The sequence below is a fragment of the Pradoshia sp. D12 genome (assembly GCF_008935075.1).
Lineage (GTDB): Bacteria > Bacillota > Bacilli > Bacillales > Pradoshiaceae > Pradoshia.
Genome location: NZ_CP044545.1, coordinates 2203600 through 2216497, shown reverse-complemented (window position 1 = coordinate 2216497; position 12898 = coordinate 2203600). Strand labels below are relative to the sequence as shown.

Sequence of the window (12898 nt, the reverse complement as noted above, 5' to 3'; positions counted from 1 at the left end):
CCCATCTTTGATAAGAAAAGAGGTGTGAAAATGGATCCAGTGAAAGCGAATCCTAGTATGAACGAAATCAAAGTTAAAAAGAAGCGAGCTAGATCTGAGGCAAAAAAAGATATGTATTCCGCTTATTTATACATTGCTCCTTTCTTTATCATTTTTGCGATTATTGGTTTATATCCTATGATTTTCAGTATTTATTTAGCATTTCAAAAGTGGAACGGTCTCAGTCCCATGGTCTCAGTGGGGTTGGATAATTTTAAGGTTGTTTTAACAGACCCTCTATTTTGGAAGGCTGTTTATAATACGATTGTTATGGGCATTATGGGCACGGCTCCGCAAATTGTGTTTGGAATCATTTTTGCTTATCTGTTAAATCTAGCCTTCCTAAGATTTAAAAACTTCTTCAGAGTCACTATTTTTATGCCTTATATTACATCAATGGTTGCGGTAGCCTTGATTTTCAGTGTGCTGTTTAGTAATCATGAATCCTCCTTAGCCAATTATGTTCTTAGTTTAGCAGGTCTTGATCCAGTAAGCTGGGCAAGTTCAGAATGGGGAACGAAAATTGCGATATCCATTATGGTCTTTTGGCGATGGGTTGGCTATAATACAATCATTTACCTAGCAGGGATTCAGAGTATTCCCAATGATTTGTATGAAGCTGCCACGATTGATGGGGCAAATAAAACCCAACAATTTCGTTACATAACCATTCCTATGTTAAAACCATTTATTATACTGACTGTCTTTACTTCTACCGTTGGAGCTTTGCAGCTGTTTTCCGAGCCTACTATATTTATGGGAACAGGCGCCTTTACAAGAGATGAGGCTATGACGATCGTTATGTACCTGTATCGTGATGCTTTCAGATTGCAATCCTTTGGTACTGCTTCTGCAACAGCTATTATTTTGCTGGTATTAATCTCAGTGATTGCAGCAATCAATGTATACTTAACTTCTGGAGTTGGAAGAAAAAGGAGGGGTGGGAAATGAATAAAAATAAAAAAGTGAGGAAATTTTCCATAAGCAAACTATTAGTTTATACCTTATTGGGCATCTCCTCCTTATTATCCTTGTTCCCGTTTTATTGGATGTTTGTAATGGCGACTAGTCCAAGCTCGGCCTTTAACTCGATTCCTCCCACCCTTACACCGGGGAATATGTTAGTTGAAAATTTTAAAAAGGTATTAAATCAAATTGATTTCTTCGGTTCGATGTGGAACTCATTTGTCATTTGTGCCATTGTAACAATCGTTGTTCTATTCATTAGTTCATTGGCCGGTTTTGCCTTTGCTAAGTTTACATTCCGGGGAAAAAATGTACTATTTATCGCGATTTTGCTAACGATGATTATTCCGCCGCAATTGGGTTTAATCCCTCAATATTTCCTTATATCAAAGGCGGGCATGCTTGATACATTACCAGGGGTAATGGTGCTGTTCTTTTTAAATCCTTTGGGTATCTTTCTCATGAGGCAATATATTAGTAAATCGGTTCCTGATGAACTTATCGAAGCAGCAAAGTTAGATGGCTGTTCGAACTTTAGAATTTATCGCAGTATCATCGTGCCGATTACTCTCCCTGCATTTGCAACGTTGGGTATTATTGTCTTTACGGCAGTATGGGGTGAGTTCCTATGGCAGTTTACCGTGTTAAGAGATCCGGAAAATTATACGATTCAGGTAGCATTGGCTCAATTAAGCAATACACATAATGTGGATTTTGGAATGATTATGTCAGGTGTATTTTGGGCAACAGTACCGTTATTACTAGTATTTTTATTTTTCAACAGGTTGTTTATTTCGAGTATTACTGAAGGCTCAGTTAAATAAACATTCCTTCCAAATTTTATGCTTAACTATTGAAACTCCTATTAACCTAAAAATGGGTAACCAAACTACTCGCATTTAGAAGGGATTAACATGAATTTAACGATTAAAGATATTGCACAAATGGCCAATGTATCTCAAGGTACAGTTTCAAAAGTAATCAATAATTATGAGGGAATAAGTGAAAAAACGAAAAAAAAAGTGATGGATATTATTAACCAAAGTGGTTACGAGCCAAACTTTTCTGCCAGATCATTGGCAACGAAAAAGTCAAATCTAATTGGGTTAATTTATGCCGGAAGAATTAATGTTGATATGACCCATCCTTATTTTAATGAGGTTATCTCTTCATTTAAAAAGAATATAGGTTTACTGGGTTACGATATTTTAATGTTTTCAAACGAACATTTTCAGTCGGATAATGGAAGTTATTTAGCAAGATGCCGGCATTTTAATGTGGATGGCTGTTTAATTATTGCTGGTGAAGAGGTGGAGGAATCTACCTACGCTTTGGCTTTAGCCGGCCTGCCCTGTATCGGAATCGATATTGAATTAAAAGGGCCAAAGGCTAGCTATATTATGACTGATAATTTGGGCTTGTCGAGAAAAGTGGTGGAATATCTGTATCTTCATGCTATTAAAAAGATTGGTTTTATTGGCGGTATATTTGATTCTCCTGTTTCGATCTTTCGCAAAAAAGGTTTCCTGGAAGCACTGAATCAATTTGGACTCGAAATTTGTGAGGACTGGATTCAATACGGTGATTTTCATGAGGAAAGCGGGTATGCGGCAATGAAGAAAATCCTGTGCTCTAAAACGCTGCCAGAAGCAATTTTTGCGACATCAGATATGATGGCCCTCGGAGCTTTGCAAGCTATTAAAGAAGCAGGCTTAAGCTGTCCAGATGATATCCGGTTAATTGGCTGTGATGATATTGCAGCCTGCCGTTATAGTTCTCCAAAATTAACAACGGTGAAACAGGATAAGGAAAAGTTCGGTAAATTATCCGCCTATATGCTCGACGATTTAATTAATGATAGATCCCAATTAAAACCGGTATTTATTGATTCCGAATTAATTATCCGAGAATCCTGTTAATCAAAGTTTCATAGACTTCGAGGTTCACAGAAGCTGATAAATTCTGATGTTTTCGATGTATGAAGCTATTTTATAACCCATAAGAAACACAGATATATTGGATATGATAATTGTATGAAAAATTGGGTTGCTGGAGGTTATATAGTGAATTACTATGCGGTACTTGATGTTGGTGGCTCTGCCATTAAATATGCACTTATGGATGAAACGGGATGTTTTATTGAAAAATCCTCACTTCCAACTCCTAAAGAGAGTCTTACCGAATTTATAAATACAATTGATATGATCGTGAAGGATTTTAAAAATAAATATGTGATAAAAGGTCTGGCGGTGAGTATGCCTGGTGCGGTAAATATTGAAACCGGGATCATAGAGGGGATCACAGCACTCCCTTATATCCATGGCCCTAATATAAAAGAACTCCTTCAGGAACGGACAAATTTACCGGTAGAATTGGAGAATGACGCTAATTGTGCTGGTTTGGCGGAGGGCTGGATTGGTGCAGCAAAGGATGTACAGGATTATCTTTGTATAGTGATTGGCACCGGTATAGGCGGTGCCGTCGTACTCGATAAAAAAGTTCGGCATGGGAGAAATGGGTTTGCTGGAGAATTCGGATATATGAAGATGGAGGGCTATTTGGGAACACAACCAGCAGAAACCTATAGCACGTTGGCAGCCGTAGGAGGCTTGATCAAGCAGGTTGCTAAACGAAAAGAGAGAGACCCCGATACTTTTACCGGTAAGATGATCTTTGAGCTTGCTGAACAGGGTGACACAGAGGTACAGGAAGATATTGATAAGTTTATGCGTCGGCTTGCTGTTGGCATATATAATCTACAATTTATTCTGGATCCGGATAAGATTTTGATTGGCGGTGCAATCAGTAATCGCGAAGGATTTATCGACAAGATTAATGAAACATTAAACGAAATGAAATATGAAACAGATGGATTAACGGTCAAAGTTGAAAAATGTCAGTTTGGAAATGATTCGAATCTAATTGGTGCTTTGTATCATTTTTTACAGCGGCAGAAGGACTCCATTTTGGTTTAAAGCTAGATTGGGAGAATGTCTAAGTGACTATGTTATAAAAGGAAAAGACAACATTCAGACGGAAGGGAGACTAAAGCGATATGTATAAAACATTAAAACCGTTTCCGACAGACTTTTTATGGGGAGCTGCTTCTGCTGCCTATCAAATTGAAGGTGCATGGGATATAGACGGAAAAGGGGTTAGTAATTGGGACCAATTTGTACGTATCCCGGGTAAGACATATAAAGGGACGACGGGAGATGTCGCAGTAGACCATTATCATCGTTATAAGGAGGATGTCCGTTTAATGGCAGAAATGGGTTTAAAGGCGTACCGTTTTTCTGTATCATGGCCGCGTATTTTTCCAAATGGAAGAGGTGAAATCAACGAGCAGGGACTCGCCTTTTATGATGATTTGATTAATGAGCTGCGAAAATATCAAATTGAGCCTATCTTAACCTTGTACCATTGGGATTTACCACAAGCACTTCAGGACGAATATGGCGGATGGGAGTCCAGAAGAATCATTGAGGATTTTACGAATTATAGTGTGGAATGTTTTAAACGCTTTGGAGATCGTGTGAAGTACTGGGTCAGCTTAAATGAACAAAATATTTTTACTCGCCATGGATATGATCAAGGTTCACATCCACCGGGCGTAAAGGATACAAAGTTATTCTACCAAGTGAATCATCACGCAAACCTGGCCAATGCCAGTGTCATCAAAGCATTCCGTCAATATGTCCCGGATGGAAAGATTGGTCCGAGCTTTGCCTATGGTCCAGCTTACCCGGCATCTTCAAAGCCGGAAGATATTTTGGCTGCTGAGAATGCAGAGGAGTTGAATAGCCATTGGTGGATGGATATATATACTTGGGGAAAATACCCGAAGGCAGCATGGAACTACTTGGTTGAAGAAGGTCTTGCTCCTGAAGTGGAAGAGGAGGGCTTTGTTTTATTAAGAGAAGGTAAGCCAGACTTTATGGGCTTAAACTATTACCAAAGCTCGACCTTTGAAGTCAATCCTTTAGAAGGCGGAGTGGGTGCCGGTGAAATGAATACAACCGGGATCAAAGGGACATCAAAGGATTCTGGAATTCCAGGACTATACAAAACTACGAAGAATCCAAACCTTGAACGGACGAATTGGGATTGGAATATTGATCCGCAAGGGCTGAGAACTGCGCTGCGCCGAATCACAAACCGATATGATTTGCCGATATTGATAAGTGAAAATGGACTCGGTGCATTTGATAAGGTAGAGGAACATGACCAAATCCATGATGATTACCGGATCGAGTACCTTCAGGCTCATGTGAAAGCAATTCAAGACGCCATTTCTGATGGTTCCGAAGTGATTGGCTATTGTGTCTGGTCTTTCACAGATTTACTAAGTTGGTTGAATGGTTTCCAAAAACGCTACGGGTTCGTCTATGTTAATCAGCACGAAGAAGGCACGCATGACTTACGCCGTATCAAAAAGGATAGCTTCTATTGGTACAAGCAAGTCATTGAATCGAATGGAATTTAGAGAAAGCGGAGGAATACTTCGCTTTCTTTTTTATGCAATCAATTAAGAGTTTTGTTTCTATTGCGATTAAAAAACTTCTGTATACATTTCTTTGAAAAAGTAAGTATATGAATTGAAGGTAAATAGGGTCGACGAAAGGCACAAAGTATATTTTTAAGGGCAAAAAAGCATTTATAATAGCTTTCATCGAAAATGATGGATTTAACTCAGTCTACTTGACCATGCAAATAATGCTTGTCTACATACAATATTTTATACCAACAAGAAAGGAGGAAATATCAATGAGTTCAATAAGAATTGAGGATTTACTTGCATTTATACAAGCTCAACTACAAAAGCAACAACAGCAACAATTAAGCAATCAAGAAAACGATCAAGATCAAGATCAAGATCAAGAAACAGATCAAGAAACAGACCAAGATCAAGACCAAGATCAAGATCAAGATCAAGACCAAGACCAAGACCAAGACCAAGATCAAGACCAAGACCAAGACCAAGACCAAGATCAAGATCAAGACCAAGATCAAGACCAAGACCAAGATCAAGACCAAGACCAAGACCAAGATCAAGATCAAGATCAAGACCAAGATCAAGACCAAGATCAAGATCAAGACCAAGATCAAGACCAAGACCAAGACCAAGACCAAGACCAAGACCAAGAACAAAATCAACGAACTGAACAAAAATTCCATTTTGATGTGAAAAATGGTAACGCGTTTGTTCAAAATAGTGGTAATTCAAGGGCTAGAAAATAATTTAGCCAATGGTTGTATTATAAACCTTTTGCTAAATAAGTAACAGTATTGCTGGAAAACCTAGGAAACGTTAAGTTTCTTAGGTTTTTTTAGGTCCTGTATCTTTAGCCTATACAATAAGATAATACTTTCATACAAATATAAAGTGAGGTGATTTCCGTGGATGAAGGCCAAGAAAAGTTAATAAAAGATATGGTGGAAGAACAGGTTAAACAATATTTTGAGCAAATAGAAAATAATTTTTCCGCAGAATTAAAAAATGAAAATGGGAATGCAAGTGTTAAACAAAGTGGAAATGGTATTGTATATATTGATAATACTGGGATTGCCTATGCGATGATCTTATTTTATCAATATTTTATTGGAAAGAACGATGATAAGATAGATATCGATTCATTGTTCATTAGATTAGATGCCTTATTAGATGAAAATCGTAAGTCATTTAAGGATTTAATTAAATCCATAAATAGTGAAGCTGATTAATTTTACGGTCCTAAGCAGACATAATGTTCTAAAAAGGAGGAGGGGGATGAATAAACAATTAATTAATTCAATTAAACCTGGACACATTTATGTCCTTTACTTTAAAAACGGAAAAAAAATAATACTGAAAATAACACATGTTAATAGTCGGAATGGATCTGTAAGAGGTTACGATTGTTTTGGTATGCAAATGATACTTTGTATTCATTGTATATATGGATTCGGAACATTAGCATCGTTTCCTAGGTTATGTCCTAAAATGGAAAAAAACAAAGGAATTCAAGATGTGAATGTGACACACAAATCAAATAAATCTTATGATGAATCACCATTAGAAAGTGAAAGAGTCATTGTACCCAATCCACCTTTAGATATTAAAGGCGAGAAAACAGAGGATGTAGATTTAATACAAGAACAAAATAATCCTTTGAGTTCAATAGAATATTCAAATAACAACAATCCTCAATCTAACCATAATTTGCCGAATAATATTAAACATGAGTCGATTATTGCAAAAGAAAGAAATACATTACTGTCTATAAAAATCATCAGTATTAATGGTAATTCAAGTATAGAAAAAAGTGGTGGATCAATTGCTGATTAAGATTGTATAATAATTTGTGAAGAGTTCGTTACCGCATATTGTAATTTTTATCAGACACCCACAAATGTTTGTTATGTTTATCTCATTTAGAGAAGAATAGACCAAGTCTTTCTCTTAAAATCCCTCATATAACGAATTTATGACGAATTCAATTATTTAGAAGAGCAATTAAAGTATCATCTCAGATTGGTTATCAGGGTATCAACAGGGGAGTGACTTGCCAAAAAGGTAAGTCATTTTTATTTTAAAAAATACTCCTATACATTTATTAAAAGAGGCTGGGACAAAAGGTTTCCAGTAACTAAAAAAGCCGAACTATTATTAAATGCAGTGTTAGCATTATTTATAATAGTTCGGCTTTTTCTATTTAGATTAATAAAAATCCAATACATCATTCGGCTTTAGACATAATAAATTTAGTTATGTCCCAGCCTCTTTAATTAAGTATGAGCTACTTCTAATCTTTTCTTACTAGCTTTTTATTTTACCCTTTAACAAAAAGTTGGAGATAGCGAAACTGCATGCTCCAAGAGCGCCATTTATATCGGAATATTGTTTAAATGCAATGTCCCAAGTATGGCTGAGGGGAAGTAGAATGTTATTTTGATTTAAATAATGGCTAAGCAGATTGTTTAATACGGGTTCGTTAAATAGCTCTCCGTGTAAAATGATTTTATTTGTATCAATCAACATCGGTAAATTATTGATTGTAATAGACAGGTATTTAATGGCGTTATTAAGGATGTTGGTGACTCCTTCATCCCCCATTTTATAAGCACTTAAAATGGTTTCAATTGTGATGCTATGTTTATCTGGGGTTAATTGCCCCAAAAAAGTTGTATTCGAACTCTCATAAAGTATGCGGGATTTTTTTATAATCCAAGCCTCACTAGCGTATGTCTGCAAGCAGCCCCTTTTTCCACACTCACATAGTTCTCCGTCTGGGTGAACAATCGTATGACCTATTTCGCCTACCAAAAATTTGTTTTCTCCATAAGTATGTCCCTCATAAATATAAGAACAGAACATCCCTCTACTGACATGAAAGAAAATGAAATTATCATCTATATGATTCTTGCTGAATAGTCTCTCCGCGTTGGCCATACAATGAACATTATTTTTAAAGTAGATTGGTAATTCTACATTTTCCAGTAGAAGTCCTAGATTAAAGTTTTTCCAGTGTGTATTGTTGCTGTAAATGGTCTTACTTTTATCATTAAAATGTCCAGGCAATGCAATTCCGACGGCCTTTGGCTGATAGCTGTGATGACAATGAATAAAATGATTTAACTCCTCTATAAAATGAGCTTCTGTTAAAGCATCATTTTTATTTCCTGCATTAAACTTAATTACCTTCTCAGCATAGATTTTTCCGATATTATCACTTAGGCAAAACGAAAAATATTTTTCAGATAATTCACATCCAATATAAAAACTGTGATGTGCGGCAATATCTAAAAGAATCCGTTTCCGTCCCGATTTATTATTTTCAGAAGAGTCTTCTCCTAATTCATAAATTAGGTTTTCTTTAAGTAAAGATCCAGTTATCTCACTAACTGTAGCAGGGGTAATACCTGTATGATTTGAAATCTCTATTCGTGAGATAGGACCATGGACATAAATTTTATCTAAAATTTTAGTACGCAGTTCTCTTTGTTTAGTTGTGAGTGTCATGATAATCTCCGTTCTTATTCTTATCTTAATTAATTATAAATTATAATTAATTTACTATTTAAAATCAATTTTCAAAAAACTTTTTCTTCCTTTATATATGGAAAGGTAAATGTGTGAAGTAAAAAAATACTAATACTATCAATAAATTGAAATTTCTTGATTGACAAAAGCGCTTTCATTAATTAGTGTTAAGATAGTTAATTATATTTTATTATTATTTAAATGATAAAAATAAGGTATTTTTATAGTCTTTGATAATAATTTATAAATAAAGGAAGATATTTTGATTTTCAAAGGAGGCTAAGAACGATACAAGGATTACTTATAAGATTAAAAGCATTCTATCAATGTAATTCATTAAGATATGAAACTTGAGGAGGAATTAAAAAGTGAGCAGAATGAATGAACTGTTGGAAAATAAAATGATGCCCATTGCTGGAAAATTAGGTAGTAATAAATTTCTGATTGCTATACGAGATGGTATTACGTTTGCAATGCCGTTAATTATTATTGGCTCACTTTTTATGATTATAGCTAGTTTCCCGGTGCCAGGGTGGGAAGCATGGTTGGGTAAGATGGGAATCGCAGAATTTTTATGGAAAGGCACTGACAGTAGTTTTGGGTTAATTGGTTTAATAGCCAGTTTTGGGATTGCTTATAGTTTAACAAGGCAGTTTAATGTAGACGGAATCGGTTCAGGCATTATCTCATTGTCTGCATTTATTATTGCAACTCCATTTATTTCTTCTGATGCTGGAGCTGGAATGCCAATTGCTTATATGGGAGCGAAAGGTTTATTTATTGCTATAATTATGGGTTTGCTTAATGGCTATATATATCAATGGTTCATTAATCGTAATATTCAGATTAAACTTCCGGAAAGCGTTCCGCCAGCTGTAGCCAGAAGCTTCAGTGCCATTATTCCGGGTGCAGTAATTATAACGATGTGGTTAATTATTTATTCTATTCTAAGTACGTTTGATTTACCAAATGTACATGACATTGCGCAAGTCATCTTAGGTAAACCATTAGGGTTATTGGGAAATAACGTTTTTGGTACAATCATCGTGGTAGGTCTCAATAGTTTATTTTGGTTTGTTGGTATCCATGGAGGTAATGTAGTTAACTCAGTTATGCAGCCTGTATGGATTGCCAACTTAGATGAAAATCGTGTGGCTTATCAAGCTGGTCAAGAATTACAAAATATTATTACACTACCCTTTATGGATAACTTCGTCTATATTGGCGGGGGCGGAGCTACGATTGGTTTAGTTTTAGTTCTCGGATATTTAGCACGTAAAAAGAAAACGAGCAAACAAACAAAAGCATTGGCACCGATTACCGTTGTACCAGGTTTATTTAATATTAATGAACCGACTATGTTTGGTATACCAGTAGTATTGAATGTAATGTTGTTCATTCCATTTATTCTTGCTCCAATGATAAATGTAGTGGTCACGTATTTAGCAATGGCCTCGGGTTTAGTACCGTTAACTAGAGCAGCAGCCTCCTGGACAATGCCTCCAATATTCAGTGGATTTTTAGTTACAGGTGATATAAGCGGGGCGATTTTGCAGATTGTTTTAATAATACTGGATATCTTACTTTACTTGCCATTCGTTTTAGCTGTTGAAAAGCGTTTCAAATCGCAAGAATAGTTTGACTATATAAAGTTACTGAACTACTAATTTATCTTTTGATTTGTTCTCAATGAAACTAAAAAATATAGGGATCAAATGATAGTTCCAATGCAAATAATGATTCTTGATTAATTAAGAATGAAAACATACTCTGGGCTACCACTATTAATGAAGAGATTGAAGTGTAAAAGTATGAATGATCAGGATTAGTGGATTAGTTCAAAAAAGCAATGAAGGGGACTTTAAAAATGAAAAAACGATTAATCAGTGCAAATGCATCAGAAATATTGGAAATGACTGCAGAAGAGTTGAAGCAAAGTATTAAAGCATGCGAAGGACGCGTTATTATGTCTGAAAATGTTGCGGTTCGTGAACCTTATATTGAAGATATTACAAATGCAGAAATTGCCCGCTCGTTTGGAGCAGACTTAATTCTCTTGAATGGTGTTGATGTGCTTTCGCCACATATTGCAGGATTAGAAAACGAAGAAGGTTCATTCGTAGAGGCACTTCACCGATTGGTCGGCCGTCCTATTGGTGTTAATCTAGAGCCAGTGGACAATTCAGCGAATATGGCAGAAGAAAGATTAATCATTTCAAAAGGTCGTCAAGCTAATCTAGAAACCATACAGGAAATTGAAAAATTAGGACTTGATTTTGTATGTTTTACAGGAAATCCTGGCACGGGTGTAACAAATGAGCAGATCCAAAAAACGATACAGCTTGCTAAAGAACATTTTTCGGGATTAATTATCGCAGGAAAAATGCATGGAGCAGGAGTGGATGAGCCAGTTGCAGATGCAGAAGTGGTGAAAGGTTATATTGATTCAGGTGCAGATATTATTTTAGTTCCTGCAGTGGGGACTGTTCCAGGCTTTGATGATGAAGAACTAAAGAAGATTGTAAAAAGTGCCCATCAACATGGTGCCCTTGTTTTATCTGCTATTGGTACAAGCCAAGAAAGTTCTGATGAAGACACGGTTAAACAAATTGCTATCCGGAATAAAATTTGTGGGGTGGATATTCAACATATCGGTGACGCGGGGTACGCCGGTCTTGCTCCTGTAGAAAATATATTTGCGATGAGTAAAGCTATTCGTGGTATTCGGCATACAGTCTCTATGGTTGCTCGTTCTATCAATAGGTAAGGCTCATATACTTAGTTTACTAGACAATAGAGGCATAAGCCCAATGCCTTGCCTGCTATAGTTCATTATTTTCATTGGAAGAAATTTGCGTGAACAGATATTTATATATCCTTATTAACTGACATCTTTAAACTAAAGAATGAAATCAAAGGAGGAACTAACAGTGAAAACTATTATGTTAGTATGTGCAGCAGGAATGAGTACAAGTTTATTAGTGACAAAAATGCAAAAGGCAGCAGAAGTGCGTGGAATCCAAGCTGATATTTTTGCCCAATCAGCACAAGAAATGGAATTTACTCTCGAACAGAAAAATGTAGATGTATTGTTATTAGGACCTCAAGTGAAATATATGCAAAATCAAATTGAATCAAAACTGGTCGGGAAAAACATTCCTGTAGCAGCAATTAATATGCAATATTACGGTATGATGAATGGTGAAAAGGTCCTTGATCAAGCACTGCAAATAATTGAAAACAAGTGATAAAAGGATAGCTGTTAATGGAAGGCGAGAAGGGGGGATACTATGTCATTAGAAGCAAATGATTACTATACTGTGGCGTTTAAGATTATTAGTAACGTAGGTGCGGCTAAAAGCTTAGTAATGGAAGCGCTTTATGCGGCGAAAGAAGGAAAATATGAATTAGCAGAAGAAAAGTTAGCTGAATCAAAACATTTCTTTGTAGAAGGTCATAAAACGCACGCCTCTTTAATTCAAAGAGAGGCAAATGGAGAAAAGCTTGAGTTCTCGCTTATATTTATGCATGCGGAAGACCAGATAATGAGTGTTGATACGATTACAATTCTAGTTACAGAAATGATTGAACTATATAAGCGTACAGCATAGAAGATGTGGACTGCTTACAAATTTGCATACATTTAAAATAGCTGAAATACACATAGCCACAAAAAGGGCTATGTGTATTTCGGCTTATATTTAGTTACGGTTTTTTTAAACCCAGTTTGTATAAAAGATTTCTTCTAAATCACATCGTTCCCAGATATGGACACTAGAGTAGTGCGGAAATAGGCTGGAACTGGATGTTCTAGTCCGATTATTATCGTAGTAGATTAAAGGAGCACTAAATGTGGAAAGAATCCCCAAT

13 protein-coding genes are annotated in these 12898 nt (G+C 36.0%); 11 read left to right on the top strand and 2 right to left on the bottom strand.

Annotated elements, in window-relative coordinates; translation table 11 throughout:
• Positions 1-30: 30 nt before the first annotated feature.
• From F7984_RS10565 to F7984_RS10545, 5 genes are all read left to right on the top strand, one after another.
• Positions 31-990, top strand: coding sequence for a carbohydrate ABC transporter permease (locus F7984_RS10565; RefSeq protein ID WP_066106952.1), 960 nt, complete (start codon positions 31-33; stop codon positions 988-990).
• Complete coding sequence (locus tag F7984_RS10560; protein ID WP_066106949.1) at positions 987-1829, top strand: carbohydrate ABC transporter permease; 843 nt, start codon at positions 987-989, stop codon at positions 1827-1829. The genes F7984_RS10565 and F7984_RS10560 overlap by 4 nt, the downstream gene beginning before the upstream one ends.
• Before the next feature lie 90 nt (positions 1830-1919).
• A complete protein-coding gene (locus F7984_RS10555) occupies positions 1920-2924 on the top strand; it encodes a LacI family DNA-binding transcriptional regulator (RefSeq protein ID WP_066106946.1) in 1005 nt (334 codons plus the stop codon).
• Positions 2925-3068: 144 nt separating this feature from the next.
• Positions 3069-3980 (top strand): ROK family protein, encoded by a 912-nt coding sequence (locus F7984_RS10550; RefSeq protein ID WP_140461551.1) that lies wholly within the window; start codon positions 3069-3071, stop codon positions 3978-3980.
• Positions 3981-4060: 80 nt separating this feature from the next.
• Entirely contained in the window at positions 4061-5491 is a 1431-nt protein-coding gene (locus F7984_RS10545; protein ID WP_140461550.1) for a glycoside hydrolase family 1 protein, read from the top strand.
• Positions 5492-5806: 315 nt separating this feature from the next.
• Here the strand turns inward: F7984_RS10545 and F7984_RS19090 are convergent, their stop codons facing one another.
• Entirely contained in the window at positions 5807-6232 is a 426-nt protein-coding gene (locus F7984_RS19090; RefSeq protein ID WP_181162007.1) for a hypothetical protein, read from the bottom strand.
• 173 nt (positions 6233-6405) lie between these two features.
• Here F7984_RS19090 and F7984_RS10535 point away from each other — a divergent pair, with 173 nt between their 5' ends.
• On the top strand, positions 6406-6729 hold the full coding sequence (locus F7984_RS10535; RefSeq protein ID WP_140461549.1) for a hypothetical protein: 324 nt from the start codon (positions 6406-6408) through the stop codon (positions 6727-6729).
• A gap of 46 nt (positions 6730-6775) precedes the next feature.
• Complete coding sequence (locus F7984_RS10530) at positions 6776-7333, top strand: hypothetical protein (RefSeq protein WP_140461548.1); 558 nt, start codon at positions 6776-6778, stop codon at positions 7331-7333.
• Positions 7334-7804: 471 nt separating this feature from the next.
• Here the strand turns inward: F7984_RS10530 and F7984_RS10525 are convergent, their stop codons facing one another.
• A complete protein-coding gene (locus tag F7984_RS10525) occupies positions 7805-9007 on the bottom strand; it encodes an ROK family transcriptional regulator (RefSeq protein WP_066103355.1) in 1203 nt (400 codons plus the stop codon).
• 398 nt (positions 9008-9405) lie between these two features.
• Between F7984_RS10525 and F7984_RS10520 the strand changes: the two genes are divergently transcribed.
• The 4 genes from F7984_RS10520 to F7984_RS10505 all read left to right on the top strand — a co-directional run bounded on the left by F7984_RS10520 (position 9406) and on the right by F7984_RS10505 (position 12639).
• A complete protein-coding gene (locus F7984_RS10520) occupies positions 9406-10665 on the top strand; it encodes a PTS sugar transporter subunit IIC (protein ID WP_140461678.1) in 1260 nt (419 codons plus the stop codon).
• Between the two features lie 230 nt (positions 10666-10895).
• On the top strand, positions 10896-11795 hold the full coding sequence (locus F7984_RS10515) for a DUF7916 family protein (protein ID WP_140461547.1): 900 nt from the start codon (positions 10896-10898) through the stop codon (positions 11793-11795).
• 163 nt (positions 11796-11958) lie between these two features.
• A complete protein-coding gene (locus F7984_RS10510; protein ID WP_302621338.1) occupies positions 11959-12276 on the top strand; it encodes a PTS sugar transporter subunit IIB in 318 nt (105 codons plus the stop codon).
• A 42-nt stretch (positions 12277-12318) separates the two neighbouring features.
• Entirely contained in the window at positions 12319-12639 is a 321-nt protein-coding gene (locus F7984_RS10505; protein ID WP_066103365.1) for a PTS sugar transporter subunit IIA, read from the top strand.
• Positions 12640-12898 lie beyond the last annotated feature (259 nt).

Coding starts and splice junctions, on each gene's coding strand:
- F7984_RS10565 (WP_066106952.1), top strand. CDS start 31: ATGGATCCAGTGAAAGCGAATCCTAGTATGAACGAAATCAAAGTTAAA.
- F7984_RS10560 (WP_066106949.1), top strand. CDS start 987: ATGAATAAAAATAAAAAAGTGAGGAAATTTTCCATAAGCAAACTATTA.
- F7984_RS10555 (WP_066106946.1), top strand. CDS start 1,920: ATGAATTTAACGATTAAAGATATTGCACAAATGGCCAATGTATCTCAA.
- F7984_RS10545 (WP_140461550.1), top strand. CDS start 4,061: ATGTATAAAACATTAAAACCGTTTCCGACAGACTTTTTATGGGGAGCT.
- F7984_RS10530 (WP_140461548.1), top strand. CDS start 6,776: ATGAATAAACAATTAATTAATTCAATTAAACCTGGACACATTTATGTC.
- F7984_RS10525 (WP_066103355.1), bottom strand. CDS start 9,007: ATGACACTCACAACTAAACAAAGAGAACTGCGTACTAAAATTTTAGAT.
- F7984_RS10520 (WP_140461678.1), top strand. CDS start 9,406: ATGAATGAACTGTTGGAAAATAAAATGATGCCCATTGCTGGAAAATTA.
- F7984_RS10515 (WP_140461547.1), top strand. CDS start 10,896: ATGAAAAAACGATTAATCAGTGCAAATGCATCAGAAATATTGGAAATG.
- F7984_RS10505 (WP_066103365.1), top strand. CDS start 12,319: ATGTCATTAGAAGCAAATGATTACTATACTGTGGCGTTTAAGATTATT.